Here is a 22,246-nt window from a genome sequence, read left to right on the forward strand (position 1 = left end):
TTATTGTTTTAATATCGAGAAAATTGAGCAAAGCCTGTGCCAGCCACTAAAATGCCATTCACTACAGCCATAAAAGAATATAACTTCATGATAAATAATAAAAAACCAGCTAAATGCTGGCTTTTTGTAAGACTATTTAAATCATGGATTATTACCATATGATAAAAGTCCAAAACAAAAATTTATGATTTAATCAAATCGAAAACTGGACGCTGTGACACCGCCGAACACGTTTTTATCGTGATACACACAACTCACTTGGCCTTCTTCGGCTGCCCCTAAGGCCACCATTAAGGGAATAAAGTGATCTTCTCTTGGGTGGCTGACTCGAGCATACGGCGCTTTCTCCCATGCAATTAAACCTTCATTTCTTTGCTCTGGCGTGGGAGCCATCAAGGTCTTTTGCAACCAAGCATCAAACTGCGCTGAAGGCTCTTTCGCTTGTGCTCCAAAGAGACGTAAGTTGTGATAACTCAAGCCACTGCCAACAATCAATACTCCCTCTTCACGGAGTGGGCGCAAGGCTCGACCAATCGCCAAATGCTCAGCTGGATCTAGGTTATTTTTCAAAGACAACTGAACCAGTGGCATGTCCTTATTGGGATACATTATCTCCATAGGCGCAAAAGCACCGTGATCATAGCCCTTCTTCTCATCTAAGTCGGTGGGAAAGCCTGCTTGGATCAATAAGTCTGCCGCTCTTTTGGCTACCTCAGGTGAACCGGGCGATGCGTATTTAACGCTGTAAGTATGCTCTGGAAAACCATAATAATCGTATTCCATACTAGGAGCAGCACTGGATTGTACGGCAAGTTTTTTCTTTTCCCAATGTCCTGAAATCATCAAAATGGCTTTCGGCTTTTCCGGTAACTGCTCTGGCAAAGCCGCTAATGATTCTTCTAATGTCGCTAACATAGAACGCAATTCAGGCATGTAAGGCCAAGGGCCGCCACCATGCGAAATAAAATAAGTAGGTAACATAAACAACACCTCGTAAATTGGTTGAACTGGTTGCAACTCACTTGGAGTTGACCAATAAAATTGCTCACAGTCTAGGCCTGAGCAGCCAGCTGATCAATATGCGCTCAGTTAATCCATCATTTCCAAATACGAAATAATTTAATGAAAAAATCAATTTTTACTTCTTTTCAGTACAAAAACCAGCTCATAGGCGGGCTTTTCACCCTTATTTCTCGTAACAGAACACCCTTAACCTATGACCATCAGGATCTAATGCCGTGAAGCTGGCACCAAAATCCATCAAACTTATATCTTGTATAACTTCCAGTCCCAACTCAGTCCATTTGCGGTAATAAATTTGTAGGGTGATTAGATTGCTGACTTCAAACGCTATTTCCATACTTGTTTGTGTCACTTTATCGGCTTTCGGCTCCACATCAGACCAAGCCCATAAACCAAATTTAGTACCTGACTCACTGACAAATAGCGCAAAATTATCTTGCAGCTCTACAGGATCTCGCTCGAAAAGCGGACGATAAAAAGCCACGCTTGCTGCTACATCATCCACATAAAAAATCGGAAAATTTGAGAGCTCCACGCGCTTCTCCTTGATTAAAATCGCACACCAACAGGCCCACGTTATAGCCTATAATGGTTATTCCCTACGCTAAACAGCACAAATGTCAGTTTATGTTAGCGGTCGTTAAGCTAAAACAGCGCACCGGAATGTGTCCCAAAGCGAATACACGACGACAACACGCGAGTAACACAGCCTATATTAAGCTTCATTTTGGTTTGGTGTGAGGTAGGGGGAGCCCGTAAAATCTTTCGCTAATACATCTAACGTCACCTCACCAAACCGTTGCAGCAATAAAGCTTCCGCTTCTTGTAACGCATCATTGATCGCACTATTCACTGCCTTTTCAATCTGGCATGCAGTGTGTTCGTCGGATAAACCTATGGTAAATACCGAGCTGTCTCCAATGGCATAATGAATATCTAGCAAGCTAATTTCATGCAAGGCTTTGGCTAATGACCACCCCCCACCATGACCTTTCACTGATGTCACATACCCCTTATCTCGAAGTCCCGCCATAGTACGTCTAACCACTACGGGATTGGTATTGAGCATCTTAGCGATGCGTTCAGACGTGGCTGGCTCGCCTAGATGATCCATGTGAATCAACACATGTAACATGCGTGATAAGCGACTGTCTTTTCTCATTACTGGCCTCATTTGATTGTCATCAGGTGCATTCTAACGCAGTTTTTCATGAAACATTAAAAGTTTCATGTGTTGACCAAACTGCATCACGTAACTTATGATGTTTCTTGATAATTATTACCACGTTGAGGATTCCAAAATGTTGCAAGATGTCATTATTATTGGCGGTAACTTTGCCGGTATTTCTGCGGCCATGCAGTTAGCAAGGGCACAACGTCATGTCACCTTGATCGACTCTGGTGAGCCGCGTAACCGTTTCGCCCGTCAGTCACACGGTTTCTTAGGTCAAGATGGGGTTTCCCCAAAACAAATTCAGCAAGATGCACAACGCCAGTTACTCAAATATTCGACTGTAACCTTTGTTCAAGGCAAAGCCATCAATGCCAAAAAAAGTGCAGAGATGTTTTCCGTGACACTGGATAACAATCAAGAGATATCCGCTAAAAAGCTCATCCTAGCGACGGGCTTAAAGGATGAAATACCCACTATTCCGGGGTTGCGAGAACGCTGGGGGACCACCGTGGCTCACTGTCCCTATTGCCATGGTTACGAGTTTCGAAATCGTCCTTTGGCTGTCATTGCCACTGGCCCACATTCAATTCATCAAGCAGGATTACTTGCCGATTGGGGGCCAACGACTTACTTCACTCAAGGGGAGTTCGCTCCAGATGCAGAACAAGCAAGTTTTTTGGAAAAGCGAGGTGTAAGAATTGAAGCATCTAGAGTAGTTGAAGTACTTGGTCGTGCCCCTAACATCACGAGTCTGTATTTAGAGGATGGAAGGACAGTACGAATTGAGGCTGTGTTCGTCGCGCCTAAAAGCCAAATAGTCAGCCCCATTGCTGATCAACTGGGTTGTGCTTTGGTTGAAGCGCCAATGGGACAGATACTACAAACCGATGACATGAAACAAACCAGTGTCGCTGGGGTATTTACCGCCGGAGATATCGTTAACCCCATGCAAAATGCCACCTTCGCATCTGCATCGGGAGTCATGGCTGGGGTGGGCGCCCACTTTGCCCTGGTTCACGAGTAACTCCACTCAAATAGGCTCGATTAGGGATTTTTTGCCAATCGGGCCGCATTTCCAATGCAAAAGTCCTGTAATTAATTCTCTGCTTTCTAGCTGTTTATTGACTCAAGATTTGTACCATACGTGTTGATAATGCTTGTTAGGTAAATTCTCCGTCATTATAGCGAAAGCCCACGTAATTCAAGGCCTTAACTAGTATTTTAGGGTGACTTTTCTGGGTTCAAAAAGCCGCTTATTCTGAAAAAAACACAAGGCTTGCTGTGATAAGCACCTAATAACTCAGATACTTTTTAGGAGATAAATAATGTCTTTTACTTTTGCTAAACGCACCATGATCAGCAGCCTAGTCGCTGCTGCATCCTTTTCATCAGCTGCATTCGCACAACCACAATCTGGCTTTACTCTCACTCCCAGCATTGGTCATTACGATATGGACAAGGACCGTGATGAAGAAAATGATACCGCTTACTCGCTAGGTTTTGGCTACCAATTCGACAATCCTTGGGCTGTGGAATTTGTTTACCTCAATGCCGACACCAAATCCGCTCAAACCGGCAACAAAGTAGATCTAGACCAATATCGCTTGGATGCTTTGTATCACTTACCAAATGTCTCTCGCTACAAGCTCATACCTTACTTGGCTGCAGGGGTTGGCACCACAGACTTCAGTTCCAACCCTGACAATAACCTGGACATCAATGCCGGCGGAGGTTTGAAATACGCCCTGACAGATACGCTGGCCTTGCGGGCTGATTTCCGCCTAGTTAACGACGTAGAAGATCATCATCTGGATAGGGTCTCAACGCTTGGTTTACAAATGACATTCGGCGGTAACAACAGCACTTTAGCCAGCCACACCTTACCTTTTCAACCTATCGAGACTGAACAAGAAGTCCCCCAAGCAGCAGAAAATGTGGTGGCTACGTCACCTATCACAGAGCCAAAAAGCATCAGCGAAGTAGAAACGCAAGCCAATACTCAACCAAGTCAATTAGTGGAAACAGACCCTATAGACACAACAAGTCTAGACAATTCGGAGCAAATGGATCCCTTACCTCTGCCTCCTATTACGGTCGACGGTAAAGAACCCAGTTTGTCTGAACAAGCAGCCATTGTTGCCGCGCAGCCACCCGTTAAACTGAATATTCAATTTGCCAGCAATCAAACGAGAGTTCAGCAAAAGTTCTATCCAGAAGTTGAAAAATTAGCCACTTTTATGACGGATAATCCCAATACCACAGTGGTCATTGAAGGACACACCGATGATACTGGCGCCGCCAGCTATAACCAAAAAGTATCGGAGGAGCGTGCCAATGCCATTGCGGATGTCTTGGTAGAAGTGTTCGGCATTGATGAGAATCGCGTTAGTGCCATAGGCTATGGTGAGGACAAACCATTGTTCGATAATGATTCTGCCGAACATCGTCAAGCAAACCGTCGTGTTGTTGCGGTGCTTTCCGACAATCAGGCCTAGTTATCAAGATTCAAGCCTCCCAATCATTGCCAAAAAGCAAACTGCATTCCGGCACGCCCAATCTTTGATTGGGCTTTTTTTGCAATAACCAGCACGGTTCAGCTTAGCGTACTACGCTCTAAAAAGGCCTTAAATGCCGCAAAGTAATGCAAAAGTAGTGTAATTTAAATCTGATTAGCTACACCTTAGCAGCAAACTTGCTCCCCATTTAGCTAAATAAATCCCTCGCCAAGTAAAGCCAATGTCAGGAATACACAAACAGGGTTCAGCCCTTTATTTTCAAGGATTTCCCACTCACTTTATTTCTCTATCAAAGGGCGTAATCTGAAATCTGAAGCGGATCACTCGGCACCAATGAGTGTTGTTAATTTCCATATATTAGGAGTATTAAGATGGCAATTTCATTTACAAAACGAATTCTTTTCAGTGGCATCCTAGTCGCCTCAACTTTAGCACCTATGGCTTATGCTGAGCCAAACAAGCCAGGCTTCACCCTGACACCCAGTATAGGCTATTACAATACAGACAATGATCGTGCGGCTGACAAGGATGCTTCATATGGCATCAGTCTCGGTTACCAATTTAATAATCCGTTAGCGATCGAAGCGACCTATCTGCACTCAGACGGTAAAAGACACGGTCAAGATAACGACCTAGACCAATATCGAGTGGACGGCCTTTATAACCTACCTGAATTCACGCAAACAAATTTAACACCCTATTTAGCAGCAGGGGTTGGTGTGACGGATGTGAGTGATAAAGATTCCGGTACCAACACCTTAATCAATGCCGGTGGTGGTGTAAAATACGCTCTGAATCAAGATGTTAGCCTACGCACCGACTTCCGCTTAGTAAAAGACATTGAGCACAGTTACTTGGATAACATTGCCTCAATTGGCGTGCAATACGCCTTTGGCAAACCCAGCATGTAGCACAGCAACTCAACAAGCAAAGAATAAATGCTTAAGTCCTAGCGACAAGCTTAATGGCTTAATATCAAAACGCCCAGTCATGCTGGGCATTTCTTTATACACTAAACGAAAGCGGTATCAGGCTTTTGCCGCTAACCAACGACACACACCCTGTCCCGCTAAACGACCTGTTGCAAAACAAGCTGTTAATAAATAACCGCCCGTTGGTGCTTCCCAATCCAACATTTCACCAGCGCAAAACACACCGGGCATTTTACTTAACATCAAGTCGTCATTAAGACTCTCTTCACACACGCCGCCGGCACTGGAAATCACTTCTTCTATGGCTTTGGTTTGGTAGAAAGAAACAGGGGAATGTTTGATCGCATGGGCCAAGGACTCAGGGCTAGATAAGACTGCTTTAGCAAACAACTCGTGCAACAAGGCCACTTTGACACCGCTTAAGCCCGTAGTGCGTTTTAAGTATTTACTAAGGGATTCTTTCGCCTTTTTAGAGGACAATTTTGCCACCAGCTGAGGCTCACTCACATCGGGTAACAAATCAATGGACAAACTGGCTTCACCTTGCGCTTCAATGGCGTCCCGCAGGTATTTTGAAAAAGCGTATATTAAGCTGCCTTCCATACCGTCTTGGGTGACAATGCATTCGCCTTTTTTGTGGACAATTTGGCCGTTAGCAAGCGGCATGGAAAAAGCCACTCCTTTAAGTGGACTGCCCGCAAACTTGCTGCTTAAGTGCTCGCTCCAGCGACTGTAAAAGCCACAGTTGGTACTGCGCAAAAGCGACAGGCCAACCCCTTTATCAGCCAGAACCGACTGCCAAGCACCGTCTGACCCCAGTTGGGGCCAACTGGCTCCACCCATGGCAAGGACAATCGCATCCGCATCCGCCGTCACAGTTTCCCCTTGATGATCAAAGGTAGCGCATGTTGAATTTAGGGAGAGCATTTTATGACGCATATGGAACTCCACCCCGGCTTCGCGCAGACGCGACAGCCAATGTCGTAACAAGGGCGCAGCTTTCATATCGGTTGGAAAGACACGACCAGAACTGCCCACAAAGGTGTCTATCCCTAGACCATGAATCCAATCCCTTAAGGCTTGATTATCAAATTGACGAATCGCACTCGATAACCAGTCGGCCTTGTCATAGTAACGCTGAATAAAATCATCATAGGCTTCCGAGTGTGTAATGTTCATGCCACCCACACCCGCCAATAGGAATTTTCGACAGGCGCTTGGCTTGGCATCGTACACGACCACTTGATGGCCTGCCGCAGCCATTATTTCTGCTGCCATTAAACCCGCAGGGCCAGCTCCGATCACCATGACTTGGTTTGCCATTGTCTGTTAGTGCTCACTCAGTTTCATAAAGGAGGGCATGATAAAGAAGTTTTCGGCAATCACCAAATCAGTCACTTTTTTGACTCTGGATACCTGCCGTGAGCGTCAAACGCATGGCTTCTTCTACGCCAATGTCCAATTCCGTTAAACGCTCTCGCTCTATGTATAAAGTAATCCCACCGATTTGATAACTCAGTGGTACATACACGCCGACCAACTCTTGATCGGGAAAAAGTTGTTTTCCCGTTTGTTCACCAGTAATAAAGCCTATCACTTGCGCCCCATTCCATTCTAAAGACACCACGCTTTTCATGTCTTTCTTTTCGGATAGGTTAAATACCATCATGACGTCTTTAAAAGCACCGTAAATGGATTTCACCAAGGGAATGCGCTCTAGCAGGTTATGACTCAGCTTAACCAAGTAACGAATGCCGTACAGATTGACTAACAAACCCACCGCCACTAAGGTCGCCAAGCTTATTGCCAAACCGACACCAGGAAAATAGTAATCTTCAGGTAGGAGTAACAGAATCAGTGGCTTAGCCAATGACTCGCCGGTCGATAACAACCAGTAAATAAGATACAGGGTTAAGCCAATTGGCAAGACTGCCACCAAGCCCTTTAACAACAAAGACACCAATTTATTCATATTCACATTATCCGTTTCATTGTCCATCTATAAAGACACATCAAATTTGACCTAGCTAATTAGTGTGTACTAACTCCTCAAAATCAAACCCTGTGAAGAATTTAAGAAGAATTTAATTCGTTTCATAGCTCAACAAATAGCCCCATATTCATCGAGTAGTGAATAATAACAGGGAGACGTCTCATGACGAGTAAAATAGGCCGCCCAAATGGGGATCAAAAAGATACACGCCAAGCGCTCATAAACGCGGTACGACAAAGCTTCAAGCAAAAAGCTTTGCAAAAGTCGTATCACCTATATACTTGCTACAGAATAAATTTAAATATGATTTGCCGTAGTACTGGAGCCAGCCTTGAATTACAAACGCCTCGAAACCTTTGTTTGGGTCGCCACTTTAGGTAATTTTCGTAAAGCAGCAGAACGCTTACATACCACCCAACCGGCCATTTCTGCCCGCATCTCTGGCTTGGAAGAAGAGCTTGGCGTGAAATTGTTCGAACGGGAAGGTGGGTCCAGCCCCATTATTTTGACGCCAAAAGGCAAAGAACTACTGCCCTATATAGAAAAAATCCTCTTTCAATCAGAGCAGCTTCGCAAACGCGCTGAGGCAGACTCGGCTTATTCTGGGGTGCTGCGTTTGGGCGTTTCCGAAACCATAGTCAACACTTGGTTACCTGATTTCTTAGCACGCTTGCACAACAAATCGCCCAATTTAAACGTGGAATTAACCGTAGACATCACCACGGTTCTAGCCGCTGGCGTGAAAGATCGAACCTTGGATTTGGGCTTGTTAATGGGACCTATTTCAGAACCCAGTATCGTCAATCATGACTTGTGTACCTTCGCGCTTTCTTGGGTTTGCAGTCCTCAATTGGCCTTACCAGAGCGTTTGCTTTACCTCGAAGAACTCACTCCTTGGCCTATCATTACCTACGCCAAATCCACCAAACCCTATGCAGAAATTGTACAAAAGTTTCGCAGTTTAGAAGGCAACCCGGCACACTTTTATGCTTCCACCTCACTGGCCGCCATCCGCAGCCTAGCCATAGATGCTGTTGGTATCGCCACTTTACCAGACATCATGATTGGCAAGGAATTAGAAGACAATGTATTGCGCAAGATACACACCATATGGACGCCGCATGATCTGAAATTCACCGCTTCTTACTCGGATGAACCTTTCAACCCTTTGGCGGAAATGGCCGTCGATTTGGCCATAGAAGCCGCACAAAAATACGAAAACACCCTGCTTGATAAAATAAATTGATCAAATAACCCAAAAAAACACAATTAGACTTTTCACTGTGAGGGACACTACTCTAGAAAAAAACAAAATGTGCAAAAATAAGGAACTCTCCTATGACCCCATCGGCTAAGCCACTAGCGCAACAAGCGTATGAATTGCGTCAAGCCATTCGCAATCAAACGCATACTGGACCTACCAGTGGTCTTGCAACTGGCGTTATGCAAGGCAACATTGTGATCTTACCAGCTGATTGGGCAAGTGATTTTCTCTTATTTTGTCAAAAAAACCCGGTGGCTTGTCCGCTGATCGGTGTGTCTGAAGTGGGCGACTATCGTTTACCCGAATTGGGCAAAGACATCGATATGCGTCACGATGTGCCCGAATACTATGTTTATCGCGATGGCGCCAAAGTCGAAAGCCGCGCCGACATTACCGACTTATGGCGTGATGATTTGGTGGTATTTGTATTAGGCTGCTCTTTCTCATTTGAAAATGCCTTATCGCAAGCTGGTCTAACCCCGCGCAACATTACCGAAAACGTCAATGTTTCCATGTTTGAAACCAGTATTCCAACAACACCTGCTGGTCGTTTTTTTGGCAATACTGTGGTCACCATGCGTCCTTACACCCCAAAAGACGCTATTCGTGCCATTCAAATCACCACGCGTTTTCCTAAAGCTCATGGCGCACCATTGCATTTTGGCACTCCAGAAGACATTGGCATTGAGGATCTGAGCAAACCCAATTTCGGTGATCCAGTCTCAGTAAAAAATGGTGAAGTACCGGTTTTTTGGGCCTGCGGCGTTACGCCTCAAGTGGCGATTCGCAATGCCAAACCGCCATTTTGTATCACCCATGCCCCCGGCAAAATGCTGGTAACGGATTTGCTCGATACTGACTTGGCAGTGCTCTAACCCTATTACTTTTCGCTGCTTTTCTCTCCCAGGTGAGGTGGCGTTTTTATAACACAATCAAAACAACACTAACCTTCAACGAAAGGATAAGGAACAATGAAAAAACTCACAACCGCTCTGGTTCTAGGCAGTATACTGTCTACCTCCGCTTTCGCCACTAAATGGCACATGCCAACCCCTTACGGTGACGGCAACTTACCCACACAAATCGCGTATGGATTTGCAGAAGAAATCAAAGATAAAACCGGTGGCGATTTAGAAATTAATGTTCACTCAGGTGGCTCTTTGGTTCAACACACGGAAATTCCTCGTGCGGTAAAAACGGGCCAAGTACAATTAGGCGAAGTTTTCATCGGTATTTTGGGTAACGAACACCCAGTGTTCAAACACGACAACATTCCCTTCTTAGCAACCTCTTTCGAAGACGCTAAGAAATTATGGGAGGCCGCCAAACCTCAAGTAGATGAGCAACTGGATAAAAGCGGCTTAAAAATGCTGTACGCAGTTGCTTGGCCAGCACAAAGCCTCTATACCAAAATGCCAGTGACTAAGCTAAGTGATTTAGCAGGTTCTAAAATGCGTGCTTACAGTCCGTCTACCTCGCGTTTGGCCGACCTAATGGGCACCACGCCGACTACTATTCAAGTACCCGACATTCCGCAAGCCTTCAGTACAGGTATCATTCAAGCCATGATCACCTCCCCTTCTACTGGTGTGGATAGTCAAGCTTGGGATTACGTAAACTACTACACAGATATAAAAGCTTGGATTCCTAAGAACATTGTCGTCGTCAATAAGCGTGCCTTTCGTCGTCTTGATAAAGACACTCAAAATGCCATCTTAACAGCGGCGAAAAACGCCGAAGCCCTAGGTTGGGAAAAAGTCGCTGAACGAGCTGCGAATGACAAAGCTAAGTTGATTGAAAATGGTATGCAAGTAAGCGATCCTTCACCAGAATTGCTAAGCGAACTACAAGTCATTGGTAATACTATGATAGAGGAATGGAAAGCCGAAGCGCCAAAAGAAGTTGGCGAGATCTTAACCCGTTACCAAAACTAAGCGTTTTCTTGAAGGTCGTCTCAAAGCTGTATTTGACCTTCCCACACCGTCTAGTTTCCACTAGACGGTGTCTTTTCTATCAAAAGTGAACACTATGAACCAAATAAAAGAAAAACTGTATCTTTGTTCCGGCTTGCTGGCTGGGTTCTGTATCCTTCTCATTACCTTGTTGCTGCTAGCACAAATTGTCGGGCGTTTATTCGGTTTCATTGTGCCGTCAGCCGAAGATTTTGCCGGTTATGCTTTAGCCGCATCAACCTTTCTGGGTTTGGCCTACACCTTTAAAGAAGGCGGCCATATTCGTGTAACTTTAGTGATTCAGCGTTTTTCCCCTGTTTCACGTCAATGGCAAGAAGGCATTATTCTCGCCTTATCACTTGCTCTAATCAGTTTCTTATCTTATTCGTGTACTTTTATGGTGTACGAATCTTATATCTATGATGAAGTCTCTTATGGCTATGTTCCCGTACCATTATGGATTCCTCAAATTCCCGTTGCTGTGGGCGCCATCGCCTTAAACTTGGCTATTTTGGATGCCTTTATCTGTGTCTTAAAGGGCAACACCCCCAGCTACAGTGAGCATGAAGACGCTCTAGAACTGGAGGAAATCTAATGGACATGATGTGGATTGCTATTCTATTAGCCTTTGCTCTGTTGGCCCTATTGTCATTAGGTGTTTGGGTGTCTTTCACCTTGATCACCATTGGCGGTTTAGGACTGATTTTGTCGGAAAATTATCAAGTTGATCTGTTGTTTGCCACCTCAAGTTGGGGAGCCAGTACGGCGTGGTCACTCACCGCTCTCCCTCTCTTTATTTGGATGGGAGAAGTACTGTTCCGCACCCGCTTGTCAGAAGATTTGTTCAAGGGCTTGTCTCCTTGGTTAAACGGTGTGCCGGGCAAACTCTTACACGTGAATATTTTAAGCTGCGGTATTTTCGCCGCCGTATCTGGCTCCTCTGCCGCAACTGCGGCTACCATAGGTCGTATGACCCTGCCGGAATTGCGTAAACAAGGCTACAGCGAGCGCATGGCAATTGGCACCTTAGCCGGCTCAGGCACCTTAGGCCTCTTGATTCCGCCTTCCATTATTTTGATTGTTTATGGCGTCGCGGCAGAAGTCTCCATTGCCCGCTTATTCATTGCTGGTGCACTACCAGGCTTGTTGCTGGTCAGTTTGTTCATGGGCTTTACCATGGTATGGGGCTATTTACACAAGGACGAGCTACCACAGAAAAGTCAGCAAGACACCAGCTGGTCAATGCGCATCAAAGCATTGCGTAAACTCATGCCCGTAGTGGGTCTGATTGGTTTCGTATTGGGTTCCATTTATGGTGGTATCACCACGCCAACGGAAGCAGCGGCATTAGGCGTTACTGGAGCACTTATTCTGGCAGCCATAACAGGCTCATTAAGTCGCAACAGCTTTATCGACAGCTTACTTGGTGCGGTTAAAAGCTCTTGTATGATTTGTTTCATCTTGGTTGGCGCGCACTTTTTAACGCTAGCCATGGGCTTTTTAGGCATTCCAAAAGCCTTGGCCCTGTGGATAGGTGGCCTGTCATTGTCACCCATGGAACTCATTTTATACCTCACCGTATTGTTCGTAGTGTTGGGTTGTTTCCTCGATGGTATTTCCGTAGTAGTACTGACTGTTGCCGTCATTATGCCGATGGTAGAAGCGGCTCATATTGATTTACTCTGGTTTGGTATCTTCATCGTACTTGTGGTGGAAATGTCACAGATAACACCCCCTGTTGGTTTCAACTTATTTGTCATACAAGCCTTAACCGGAAAAAACATTCTGTATGTGGCCAAAGCGGCTCTGCCTTTCTTCCTATTGATTGGTGTGGCAATTGGCTTAATCAGTGTGTTTCCAGAAATTGTTACCTATCTACCAGCGACCATGTCACAAAACTAATGGACTCGCGGTAGTGAATGTAAGGACTACTTAAAAATGAAATTAAATTGCGACATGGGCGAAGCCTTCGGTGCTTGGAAAATGGGCGAAGACACGCACATCATGCCCTTTGTGGATCAGGCCAATGTGGCCTGCGGCTTCCACGCTTCAGACCCACTGACTATGAGCAAAACCGTAGCACTGGCCAAACAACATGGGGTAACCCTAGGCGCCCACCCGGCCTATCCAGATTTAGTAGGGTTTGGGCGTCGCAATATGGACGTTGCACCCGCCGAGTTAAAAGCGCTGATACAATATCAAATCGGTGCTTTACAAGGTATTTGCCAAGCTCATGAGGTCAAACTCAGCTATGTAAAACCTCATGGTGCTTTGTACAACCAAATGATGGCCGACTTTACGATTTTAGAAACCGTGATGCAGGCTGTGAGTGAACTAGACTCATCTCTGACTCTGATGGTGATGGCGATTCCTGAGGCGGAACAAGTCAAACAGTTAGCTCAAAAATACGCCTTGAATGTCTGGTTTGAGGCCTTTGCTGACCGTTTGTACACAGACGAAGGTCGTCTCACGCCACGTAAATTGCCGAATGCCGTTCACGCCAGCTTCGAACTCATCGAACAACAAGTAGTGCAATTATGTGAAACCGGCACCCTAACCACAGCATCTGGCAAAAGCTTGGCCATTCACGCCGACACCATTTGCGTGCATGGTGACGGAGCCCATGCCGTGGATGCGGTAAAACGCATTCGTAAACTGGTCAATGCCACTCAACAAAACAACACGACAACATCATGAGCCAAACCGTTTCCCCCTTATTACCTGACATGGACATGGTCAGTGATAATGCCTGTCTACTGACCTTTAGCCAGACCATCTGCGAAGCCATTTCGGATCGCATCGCCCAAGTCAGTCATAAATTAAGCAAGTTGCCCGGCATCATTGATTTGGTTCCTTCTTATACCACCTTATTGGTAGTATTCGATGGTGACCATTTTGACCGTTTTGCCATTTGCAAAGCCATTCGTCAGCTCATCCTTCAGCTAGACCCCAAGGATGCCTTACTGGCTGATGTGCGCGACATCATTATTCCCGTGTACTATGGTGACGATGTTGGGCCAGATTTGGCCGAAGTCGCCGCCCACTGTGGTATGACCAATGAGCAAGTCATCCAATGTCACAGTGCGCAAACCTATCGAGCATTCGCCATAGGTTTTACACCCGGCTTTGCTTTTCTTGGCAATACACCAGAACAACTGCACATTGCCCGTAAAACCACCCCCCGTTTAAAAGTACCCATTGGCAGTGTGGCCATTGCGGAAAACCAAACCGCAGTCTACCCCAGCGTCACCCCAGGTGGTTGGCAAGTCATAGGTCGTACACCGATCAAATTAGTCGATTGGGGCAGCGAGAACCTCGCTCTGATTGCTATGGGCGACAAGATACGATTTGAACCCATTTCCCGTGAAGAATTTTTAGCACAAGGGGGCAAGCTAGATGGCTTTTAAAGTAATCAAACCCGGCATGCTCACCTTATTACAGGATCTGGGTCGTTATGGACATCAAGCCATAGGCGTCACCACTGGCGGCCCCATGGATGAATTGGCCTTTCGTTGGGCGAATGCCTTGTTAGACAATGACGACAATGCCCAGCAATTGGAAATTACCTTTGGCTTACTGAGTTTAGAAGCTCAAGCCAATACCAGCATTGCCTTAACTGGTGCCGACTTGGGTGCCACGTTAAATGGCAAAAGCCTGACACCCTGGCAAAGCTATGCGGTGAAGAAGGGCGATGTATTGAATTTTCAGCAACCCATTTGGGGGTTACGCGCTTACTTGGCGGTAAAAGGGGGCTTTCAATGTGAAACCACCCTCGGCAGCGTGGCGACCGTAATGCGTGAGAAGATTGGTGGCTTAACCGGCCAAGGTGATAAGCTACAAAAAGACGATATCTTGCCTTTTCAAGCAAGTGATCAACACCAGCAAAGAGCCGTACCACGCGCCGCCATTCCGGATTACAGCCAATCCGACATTCCGCTGGTGCTGGGATATCAGTATCTTAGCTTTTCGGATTTACAAAGAGCGCACTTCTTCTCCAGTGATTACAAAGTCTCTCAAAACAGTGACCGCATGGGTTACCGATTAGAGGGCAATGCCATACAGGGCAACGCCAAAGGTATCATTTCAGAAGGTATTGCTTATGGCTCAGTGCAGATCCCCAAAGATGGTCAACCCATAGTATTACTTCGCGACCGACAAACCATTGGTGGTTACCCCAAAATGGGCTGCATAACACGCTTTGGTGGAGCTTTACTGGCACAGAAGAAGCCCGGCGATGTGATCCAATTTACCCCCATCTCAATCGATCAAGCCGAACAAGAAAGACACCTGCAAATGGCCCGTTTACAGCAATGGCGTTAAGCCATTCCAAGCAATCTATCTTAGCGGGTGTTAGCCTTCTCAGTTGACACCTGCTAAGACTTTACCGGCTCGATGTTTAAAGGAAACTAAAGGAGGGAACCTTAAAAGACCTCAAATAGCTCTCTAACCCATTGAAATATATATAAATTAAAATAAATAGCAAATTATGACTAACGAAAAAGCATGCCTGACCATGCGATCAGGGCAATGTTAAGCGCCCGTGATCAGAATTTACTAAAACGACTTGAGTTCAGCTTTTTTGCACCCGATTCTTTGAACCACTGTTTTCATCGGCTTGTGTCTAAAAATAGCTTTTTTATAAGAAAAATAACAGGTTACTTAATGCTTAAAGTACCATTTTATAGGGACGGTCAATTTAATTCACAAAAGTGTGTTTTATTTGAAATAAATATGTTCTATTTTAGTTGTGGGTAGATTTGTATAGACATGCAAAAAGTATAGACATGGAAAATTCATTTTTTGCTTCTATATAAAAAAACAGCTTCCTATCAAATACACACATTATTAACCATGGATCATGGAGAAAACAGGATGTTTATATCAACTAAACAACAATCAACCACCAAACACCCTAGGTGTTTAAAAAACCGACTCATCAATTTTATCTTGACTGCGATACTAGTAAGTTTTTCCAGTCTAACCAATGCCACAACGCTAACTGTTGAACAAATTATCGATGCTAGTAGCATTTTTAAATTCGATGAAAACCACAGTATGTTCACCAGCACCGCGGCACCGGACGAGCTTTCAACAACCAATGGAAATACCGAGTCAACACTTGGAGCACAAAGGCTGAAAGCGTTTAAATATGCTCTTGGCATCATAGCGTCAGAATTACGCATCAATCAAACCATTGACATAGTCTTCTACGATAGCGATACAAACTGTGACTACTATGCAACCGCCTCCTATGCGTACAGCTATCAAAATGGCAAGAATCAAATTGCCAATACTCTTTACCCTTCGTCATTGGCTAACCAACTATTGCAAACCGATACTTCAAATAACAGTGCGGACATCTGGATTAGAATCAATCCAAAATACTTAAATGGCTCATGTAATAAAAAATTCAACTATGGCTTATATAGCAACGAAAAGAACGTCAATGCCATCGACTTTGTTCAGCTAATCATGCATGAAATGACACATGGAATGGGCTTTGAGAAAAGACCTTCCAATGATAGTAATCCTTTTATTTATGAACGTATGTTGTGGGTCAAAGATAAACAGGATTATTATTCAAATCTTAACAATGATCAGCGTACCGAAGCTCAGAAGGTTGTTTCTAACATAGTTTTTAATGGTCGTATAACTCGCCAGCAAGCCTCAAATATATTAGACACAAGTGTTAAGTTGGTGCCACAAACAACTCAGGAGAGTAACATCCCTAAAATTGACAGCAATGTGGTCACCACTGGAGCACTCCCAGAGAGCGGCATTGTTGGACAAATTAATATTGTCAATTTTGATACTTGTGCCATTAGCGGAAACCTTGGAGGCAAAATAGTCCTACTTCCCGATGGCTGTGCTCGTAAAGAATTTGGTTACGATGGCACCCAATATGACACTATTATTAAAGCTCAGAATCAAGGTGCATCAGCTATTATTACAAGTGCTGCAGAAACCTTCCGTGTTTCTGCATTTACTGATATTACTATCCCCGTCGTTACCATGCCTTTGTCAGACTATAAGAACTTACAATCTGCCATCGAGCTTTTACCGAGTGATACTACGTATAGCTTAGAGAAACAAGCCAACAAATTAATGGGAACCGATGAGTCCGGCAGACCCTTCGTCCATACCGGATTGAACTTAGGATCAGCTTCTATACTACTCCATTGGAAACCCAGTGTTTCCCCTAAGCCGGTTAATAATCGCACCGTTAGAAATATCATGGAACCTAATACCGTGAATGGTTTAGAGTACGCTCAACGATCTATTCGCTCGACTATACCAGCTTTAATCGACATGGGCTGGGCTGTTCATAGCTGTGGTAATGGCGTCGTTGAGGAATTTGAAGAATGCGATAGCGGCAATATTAATGGCACCGCGTCTTGTGCACAAAACTGTACCTTGCCAGGCTATTGTGGCGATGGCGTAGTAAATAGTGCTACGGAAGAATGTGATGATGGTAAGAATAATAATGACAATACCGTCAATGCTTGCTCATCTATGTGTACTGTTAACAAGTAATCATTTTTAATCCATCTAAAAATAAAAGCAGAAAAATCCATCAGATTTTTCTGCTTTTACCTCTCCTATCCGCTTTCCATTAGAATTTAATCAAAAAGATAAGAACAAGCCCACTCAATGCATTTCAACTCAGTAACAGCAGTGCGCAAAGCTTGCACCAGATACTCTTCTCCACACAAACACGCCCTACGAACATAGGAACTCTCTGCAAAGGAAAGTACAGTGACAACAATGCATATCTTATAAACTAATATACTTACTTCTGACTCTTGGCATGACAAAACCTCTTTTCCATAAGAAATATTCTCTATAAAGAAAAATCGTCAAATTATGTTGGATGCCCTACTGAATTCGCTTACCGCTAACGGAATCTTCACCACAAAGAAAGGCTCGACGAACACATCGAGAAATGCAGTGATAGTAAGGGGGGCTGTCTAAACTGATTTGTTGATTTCGGGCTCTAGGCATTTGGAAACTGTATAATTTTTAGCCAGTCAACTAAGTTATGCCTGTCCTCTATTATTCACTGCTTCTTAGAATAAAACAAAGTTGCTTAGCTATGCTTTTCCGCAAAACTAAGCTTCTTTTTCTCTGCTTCAGTAATTATGCTTTCAACAGGTTTATAAAGAGAAACCACCTTTGCATAGTCTTTATCTTGCCACGCCATTTGGGCTTCTCGTCTAACACCTTCTAACTTCATTTTCAGCTCATACTGATTGCATTCTTCTTCTCGGAGATTAGATAAACGCTTAAAGCTAAACTTGTTATCCAACAAATAATCTTTTGCATTTAATGAAACTAGAGCAGCCAACTTAGTTATACATGATTCGAGAGCATCTGAATCCGAAGCTTGCAAAGCGCGATAGCCTCTTCCCTCCGCCGCTCTTTCTGTTCGCAGAACTTCACCTAAATTGAATGGCCTTTCCTCTCCGTTAAACAAAACCTTCAACTGTCCAATTTCGACATCTAACTCATACGACCTATTTGCATCATAATGAACAGTTAAAAACACGTCATCATTTTCGAATCGAACTTGAAAGCCATCTTCTTTTACTACTGAAAAGCCATATTCAGAAATTAAGAAATTGAAGCTCTTTCGAACCAGCGAACCAAAAATTCCAGAGTCCATAAAATTTTCCACGCAAAGCATTTATAAACCTCTTGTTACGAACCAGGAGGGTGATATGCCCCCGTGGACAACTAAGTTATGCCTGTCCTGTATTATTATTATCGCTATTATCGCTGTTGCCTTTCAAGTAGAATTGTCAGATCAAGTCGAGACTAATAGAGCTAAGAAGTAAAAAGTCATTGGAAGAACGGAGACTTCAAGTTACCCGTTTTGTACTTCTTTAAAGATCTCTTCTATGTTTTCCTTTAATAGTGAAGACTGTTTTTGTTCCCACTGATAGTGGCCTTTTATCCCACGATGAATGACAGCGTTAATAACACTGTGAACCGATTTATCTGATGCTGCTTCAATTAAGAGTGAGGAGAATTCACCGGCTTGTTCAGGACTATATTTAAATGCATCATGTAACATTGATATTGCCAATCCATGAACCTCTGCTGGAGTTACCCCCTTAATTTGACCATCGGCATAGACCATACCAAAAGCAAATGCCGCCAATAATTGCCGTTGTAACTCTGATGTTTCCTCAAACTTAATTCCTATTACCGAAAATATATAACTTACCATATTGGCATTTTGTTCGCGGTTACCTTCTAAATCACCCATAACATTAACGCTTCGACTCTAAATAATAACAAGAACGCCATCAGGGTAAGCACCATTCCAACCACATGGATAATGCCCCGCTTCATAGACACTTAAACAATAATGGCGATACAAGACACCCAATTAAAGGGAAGACTAGCAAGCTATCCGCCTCATTTCTATTTGTTATTGAAAAACTCATGGAAACTCGTATCAGTGAAATATTTCTAAGTAGACTGAGCGGTTTTGATTTGGAAAACGCGTTTTTCAGGCGAGTTGGTATGTCGTATATACATTATACGTCTACTCTGAGGACATTTGATTTCAAGTATTGCTTCTAGGCCAGTAACTGACAGCATTTTTGATTTGGTCTCGACCTCGGTTGGGCATTTTTATAACCTTGTAAACTCTCTTTTTTACCTACTACGCTATGAGTATTTTGTTCGAATTTCGTAGCAATGGTTAACCAGTTTTGATGGGAAATATTCAGACGCTTAAGAATCGGCATTAAGTTTCTCCTCTGCAAAGGAAAGTACAGTGACAACAATGCGTATCTTATAAACAAATGTGCTGACTTCTGACTCTTGGCATGACAAAACCTCTTTTCCATAAGAAATATTCTCTATAAAGAAAAGTCGTCAAATTATGTTGGGTGTCCTACTGAATTCGCTTACCGCTAACGGAATCTTCACCACAAAGAAAGGCTCGACGCACACATCGAGAAATGCAGTGATAGTAAGGGGTGCTGTCTAAACTGATTTGTTGATATCGGGCTCTAGGCATTTGGAAACTCCTTTTCCAACGTGAAATATACTGGATAAAATTACAGTGTATTTTTTAGCCAGTCAACTAAGTTATGCCTTTCCTGTAGTATTCATTACTGTGCCAGCTTCCCAGTGACTTTGGCCAGGATGACTCCTATCAAGTGTTTGTTGTTGGACTGATTTTATTTGAGTTCCACCACCAGGCTTAAAAACTTCATATTGATATTCGCGACCTGATGCATTTCTAGATTGCGAAATGGGCTGTTGGCTGGTTGGAATCTCTTGCTCTTTCATAACCTGTTTTCTGGCTGCGTTCTCTGTAACATCAAATCTGGCTAGATAACTTAGCTACCACTTCCTCAAAAGGCTTTTCCTGCCCGAGCACACTTTCGATATCAAAGCTTTCATCCATGACAGTTTCTTCACTATCACCATTCAATATCTCGATGTGCCCTTGGCCCGAATCCCAAAAAGTAAGCCGACAGAAATAACTGTTAAAGTCGAAATCAACCGTAATGCTCTGCGTGTCTGCGTGCTCAGGTGCACGCATAATTTCAAATATACAACCGAGCATCGTAAATACATTTACGTCAGAGTTAAGCCAATCTAAAACTTTCTGAAGCATCATAATCACCTTATTTTTGTCGCTTTGTGGACTATGTTTTCTGCATCCGGCATTTGTGGAACTGGATTCCCTTTTCTAGCAGCAAACCTACCCGTGGCAGAATTCGGACCTACAATCTGTGCCCAATCCTTATTAGTTTTCTTCAAAGAGGATGCCGGTACATCAAACTCGGCATACACATTTCCAACTTTGGTTTGTTTTATAAATGCTTCAGGATTAGCAGGGTCAGCAACATGCGTCGTACCAGAATAACTTTCCTGCGCTTTCCCCGTCTTTTTCATCTTGGCCAATTCATCAGGAGACATCCAACGACCGACTGTCTTCTTTGTAACCTTAGACTTACCAAATAAACCAGACCATGTTTGCGGTTTCTTAAATAGGGAGGTGAGCAAACCAATCCCGATCCAATTTTCTGGTTCGCTTGCTGCATCCAATAAAGCAATTGAACTTGGTACTCTATTATCTATTTTTTCTAAATCATTTCCATTCCACTAAGTTATGCCTGTCCTGTATTATTATCGGAGTCAGCGTGGATAAACTGATAGGGCTTAAGGATACCTCAGCTAAGCGAGGGCCAATGCCCAAGCTTCAGCGGCAAATTGAACAGGTCGCCTTGTTACCCAAGGCTAAACAGAAGTTTGTCAGTGAGATGTTAGAGACGGTGATACAGCAAGCTACACATTAAAAAGCCCGCGTTTGCGGGCTTAAATTATCACTTAATCAATCTTCAATAACGGATAGAAGGCTACACCCTTAACCTTGTTCTGCTTTAACACAGAATATAAATCCTTAGTTATAAGAACTGGCTTATGTGATTCTGCACCACTACCAAAGTTATCCTTCACTTTAAAAATTGGCGTTTTTACAACTCCTGTCAATGCAGGAAAAAATCCACGCACAATAGGCAAATATTTCGTTACTGAACATTTGGCACATACCTGACCAGGAGTGTCCGTTTTTAATGAAAGGGATACATCCTCTTCAGGCACAATTAATTGAACGACAGTCTCTAGTGGTTTTCCTGACTTAGCATGAAGCACCTCTCGACATTCAACACCTAAAGGCTTAAACAAATTCTCCCAGGTATCAGGTCGAACAAAAAACTCATCAAAAACCCAATTCAATTGCAATATATCTTTAGTGCCCCACTTCGGTTCCTTAGAGAACTTAAAAGGACTCTTCTGGATCAAACCACTGCCACATTCAGAGCAATATTTATCCAAGCAATAAACTTCGGACAAATAACCAAAGTCTTCTGAAGGCTCAGGGTAGCCATGATGCCAATCACCAACTAGACGCAAATAATCAGAATCATTTAGTTCTTTCGCTGAAAAATCGGTTTTTGCTGTATCAACCGCCTCCAGAGACCTAGCCAATACATCAACTTCAGCCCAACGCGGATCCGATTCGTCAATCTTAAAACTAGAAAAACCAACATTTAACTGAATGCCCAACGCTTCAAATTTTTGTTTTGCGCTTTCATCAACTGAAAGCGCAATATTATGTGTAATTTTCATGCCAGACCTTATAAGCCCAATGATTTCAAAATATCGGGGTGGTCTTTATAGATCTGTTTGGCGGCATTCATAACTTGGTCACGCGTAGCAAGTAGACGATACAAGACACCCAATTAAAGGGAAGACTAGCAAGCTATCCGCCTCATTTCTATTTGTTATTGAAAAACTCATGGAAACTCGTATCAGTGAAATATTTCTAAGTAGACTGAGCGGTTTTGATTTGGAAAACGCGTTTTTC

At 43.8% G+C, this 22,246-nt stretch carries 25 protein-coding genes and 2 pseudogenes; 13 read left to right on the forward strand and 14 right to left on the reverse strand.

The window, feature by feature from the left end:
• Positions 1-189: 189 nt before the first annotated feature.
• The 3 genes from ABXS85_RS10690 to ABXS85_RS10700 all read right to left on the reverse strand — a co-directional run bounded on the left by ABXS85_RS10690 (position 190) and on the right by ABXS85_RS10700 (position 2,185).
• A complete protein-coding gene (locus tag ABXS85_RS10690) occupies positions 190-981 on the reverse strand; it encodes a class III extradiol ring-cleavage dioxygenase (protein WP_353666519.1) in 792 nt (263 codons plus the stop codon).
• A 205-nt stretch (positions 982-1,186) separates the two neighbouring features.
• Complete coding sequence (locus tag ABXS85_RS10695) at positions 1,187-1,558, reverse strand: VOC family protein (RefSeq protein WP_353666520.1); 372 nt, start codon at positions 1,556-1,558, stop codon at positions 1,187-1,189.
• A 180-nt stretch (positions 1,559-1,738) separates the two neighbouring features.
• A complete protein-coding gene (locus tag ABXS85_RS10700; RefSeq protein ID WP_353666521.1) occupies positions 1,739-2,185 on the reverse strand; it encodes an Rrf2 family transcriptional regulator in 447 nt (148 codons plus the stop codon).
• A gap of 139 nt (positions 2,186-2,324) precedes the next feature.
• On the opposite strand from ABXS85_RS10700, the gene ABXS85_RS10705 reads away from it, so the two are divergent.
• From ABXS85_RS10705 to ABXS85_RS10715, 3 genes are all read left to right on the forward strand, one after another.
• Complete coding sequence (locus tag ABXS85_RS10705) at positions 2,325-3,221, forward strand: NAD(P)/FAD-dependent oxidoreductase (RefSeq protein ID WP_353666522.1); 897 nt, start codon at positions 2,325-2,327, stop codon at positions 3,219-3,221.
• A gap of 301 nt (positions 3,222-3,522) precedes the next feature.
• Positions 3,523-4,692 (forward strand): OmpA family protein, encoded by a 1,170-nt coding sequence (locus ABXS85_RS10710; protein WP_353666523.1) that lies wholly within the window; start codon positions 3,523-3,525, stop codon positions 4,690-4,692.
• Positions 4,693-5,084: 392 nt separating this feature from the next.
• On the forward strand, positions 5,085-5,624 hold the full coding sequence (locus ABXS85_RS10715; protein WP_353666524.1) for a porin family protein: 540 nt from the start codon (positions 5,085-5,087) through the stop codon (positions 5,622-5,624).
• A gap of 117 nt (positions 5,625-5,741) precedes the next feature.
• On the opposite strand, the gene ABXS85_RS10720 is transcribed toward ABXS85_RS10715, so the two are convergent.
• Both ABXS85_RS10720 and ABXS85_RS10725 read right to left on the reverse strand, forming a co-directional pair.
• Positions 5,742-6,968 carry a TIGR03862 family flavoprotein gene (locus tag ABXS85_RS10720; RefSeq protein ID WP_353666525.1) on the reverse strand — a complete coding sequence of 409 codons (1,227 nt, stop codon included), beginning with the start codon at positions 6,966-6,968 and terminating at the stop codon, positions 5,742-5,744.
• A gap of 67 nt (positions 6,969-7,035) precedes the next feature.
• Positions 7,036-7,644 (reverse strand): DUF502 domain-containing protein, encoded by a 609-nt coding sequence (locus tag ABXS85_RS10725; protein ID WP_353666526.1) that lies wholly within the window; start codon positions 7,642-7,644, stop codon positions 7,036-7,038.
• A 325-nt stretch (positions 7,645-7,969) separates the two neighbouring features.
• Here ABXS85_RS10725 and ABXS85_RS10730 point away from each other — a divergent pair, with 325 nt between their 5' ends.
• The 9 genes from ABXS85_RS10730 to ABXS85_RS10770 all read left to right on the forward strand — a co-directional run bounded on the left by ABXS85_RS10730 (position 7,970) and on the right by ABXS85_RS10770 (position 17,388).
• Positions 7,970-8,884, forward strand: coding sequence for a LysR family transcriptional regulator (locus ABXS85_RS10730; RefSeq protein WP_353666527.1), 915 nt, complete (start codon positions 7,970-7,972; stop codon positions 8,882-8,884).
• Between the two features lie 92 nt (positions 8,885-8,976).
• On the forward strand, positions 8,977-9,777 hold the full coding sequence (locus ABXS85_RS10735) for a putative hydro-lyase (protein ID WP_353666528.1): 801 nt from the start codon (positions 8,977-8,979) through the stop codon (positions 9,775-9,777).
• Between the two features lie 96 nt (positions 9,778-9,873).
• On the forward strand, positions 9,874-10,836 hold the full coding sequence (locus tag ABXS85_RS10740; RefSeq protein ID WP_353666529.1) for a TRAP transporter substrate-binding protein: 963 nt from the start codon (positions 9,874-9,876) through the stop codon (positions 10,834-10,836).
• A gap of 94 nt (positions 10,837-10,930) precedes the next feature.
• On the forward strand, positions 10,931-11,449 hold the full coding sequence (locus ABXS85_RS10745; protein WP_353666530.1) for a TRAP transporter small permease: 519 nt from the start codon (positions 10,931-10,933) through the stop codon (positions 11,447-11,449).
• Complete coding sequence (locus tag ABXS85_RS10750) at positions 11,449-12,756, forward strand: TRAP transporter large permease subunit (RefSeq protein WP_353666531.1); 1,308 nt, start codon at positions 11,449-11,451, stop codon at positions 12,754-12,756. Before ABXS85_RS10745 ends, ABXS85_RS10750 begins: the two co-directional genes overlap by 1 nt.
• Before the next feature lie 36 nt (positions 12,757-12,792).
• Complete coding sequence (locus ABXS85_RS10755) at positions 12,793-13,551, forward strand: 5-oxoprolinase subunit PxpA (RefSeq protein WP_353666532.1); 759 nt, start codon at positions 12,793-12,795, stop codon at positions 13,549-13,551.
• Positions 13,548-14,261: a 5-oxoprolinase subunit PxpB gene (gene pxpB, locus ABXS85_RS10760; protein WP_353666533.1), complete on the forward strand. Its 714-nt coding sequence runs from the start codon at positions 13,548-13,550 to the stop codon at positions 14,259-14,261. The genes ABXS85_RS10755 and pxpB overlap by 4 nt, the downstream gene beginning before the upstream one ends.
• Entirely contained in the window at positions 14,251-15,174 is a 924-nt protein-coding gene (locus ABXS85_RS10765; RefSeq protein ID WP_353666534.1) for a biotin-dependent carboxyltransferase family protein, read from the forward strand. The genes pxpB and ABXS85_RS10765 overlap by 11 nt, the downstream gene beginning before the upstream one ends.
• A gap of 552 nt (positions 15,175-15,726) precedes the next feature.
• Positions 15,727-17,388 (forward strand): hypothetical protein, encoded by a 1,662-nt coding sequence (locus tag ABXS85_RS10770; RefSeq protein ID WP_353666535.1) that lies wholly within the window; start codon positions 15,727-15,729, stop codon positions 17,386-17,388.
• A gap of 354 nt (positions 17,389-17,742) precedes the next feature.
• Here the strand turns inward: ABXS85_RS10770 and ABXS85_RS10775 are convergent.
• The 8 genes and pseudogenes from ABXS85_RS10775 to ABXS85_RS10810 form a co-directional block, all read right to left on the reverse strand.
• A pseudogene (locus tag ABXS85_RS10775) lies at positions 17,743-17,856 on the reverse strand (Type I secretion system protein TolC); the annotation flags it as partial.
• 85 nt (positions 17,857-17,941) lie between these two features.
• Positions 17,942-18,517 carry a hypothetical protein gene (locus ABXS85_RS10780; RefSeq protein ID WP_353666536.1) on the reverse strand — a complete coding sequence of 192 codons (576 nt, stop codon included), beginning with the start codon at positions 18,515-18,517 and terminating at the stop codon, positions 17,942-17,944.
• 201 nt (positions 18,518-18,718) lie between these two features.
• Entirely contained in the window at positions 18,719-19,123 is a 405-nt protein-coding gene (gene imm48, locus ABXS85_RS10785) for an Imm48 family immunity protein (RefSeq protein WP_353666537.1), read from the reverse strand.
• Between the two features lie 316 nt (positions 19,124-19,439).
• Entirely contained in the window at positions 19,440-19,610 is a 171-nt protein-coding gene (locus ABXS85_RS10790; RefSeq protein ID WP_353666538.1) for a hypothetical protein, read from the reverse strand.
• 161 nt (positions 19,611-19,771) lie between these two features.
• Positions 19,772-19,885: pseudogene (locus tag ABXS85_RS10795) on the reverse strand (Type I secretion system protein TolC); the annotation flags it as partial.
• Positions 19,886-19,956: 71 nt separating this feature from the next.
• Entirely contained in the window at positions 19,957-20,160 is a 204-nt protein-coding gene (locus tag ABXS85_RS10800) for a hypothetical protein (protein WP_353666539.1), read from the reverse strand.
• Positions 20,161-20,191: 31 nt separating this feature from the next.
• Complete coding sequence (locus tag ABXS85_RS10805) at positions 20,192-20,491, reverse strand: hypothetical protein (RefSeq protein ID WP_353666540.1); 300 nt, start codon at positions 20,489-20,491, stop codon at positions 20,192-20,194.
• A gap of 5 nt (positions 20,492-20,496) precedes the next feature.
• Positions 20,497-20,925 (reverse strand): hypothetical protein, encoded by a 429-nt coding sequence (locus ABXS85_RS10810; RefSeq protein WP_353666541.1) that lies wholly within the window; start codon positions 20,923-20,925, stop codon positions 20,497-20,499.
• A 95-nt stretch (positions 20,926-21,020) separates the two neighbouring features.
• On the opposite strand from ABXS85_RS10810, the gene ABXS85_RS10815 reads away from it, so the two are divergent.
• Positions 21,021-21,176, forward strand: coding sequence for a hypothetical protein (locus ABXS85_RS10815; protein ID WP_353666542.1), 156 nt, complete (start codon positions 21,021-21,023; stop codon positions 21,174-21,176).
• A 31-nt stretch (positions 21,177-21,207) separates the two neighbouring features.
• Here ABXS85_RS10815 and ABXS85_RS10820 read toward each other — a convergent pair whose 3' ends face one another.
• Complete coding sequence (locus tag ABXS85_RS10820) at positions 21,208-22,008, reverse strand: hypothetical protein (protein ID WP_353666543.1); 801 nt, start codon at positions 22,006-22,008, stop codon at positions 21,208-21,210.
• Positions 22,009-22,246 lie beyond the last annotated feature (238 nt).

The organism is Marinomonas sp. THO17 (genome assembly GCF_040436405.1).
Lineage (GTDB): Bacteria > Pseudomonadota > Gammaproteobacteria > Pseudomonadales > Marinomonadaceae > Marinomonas.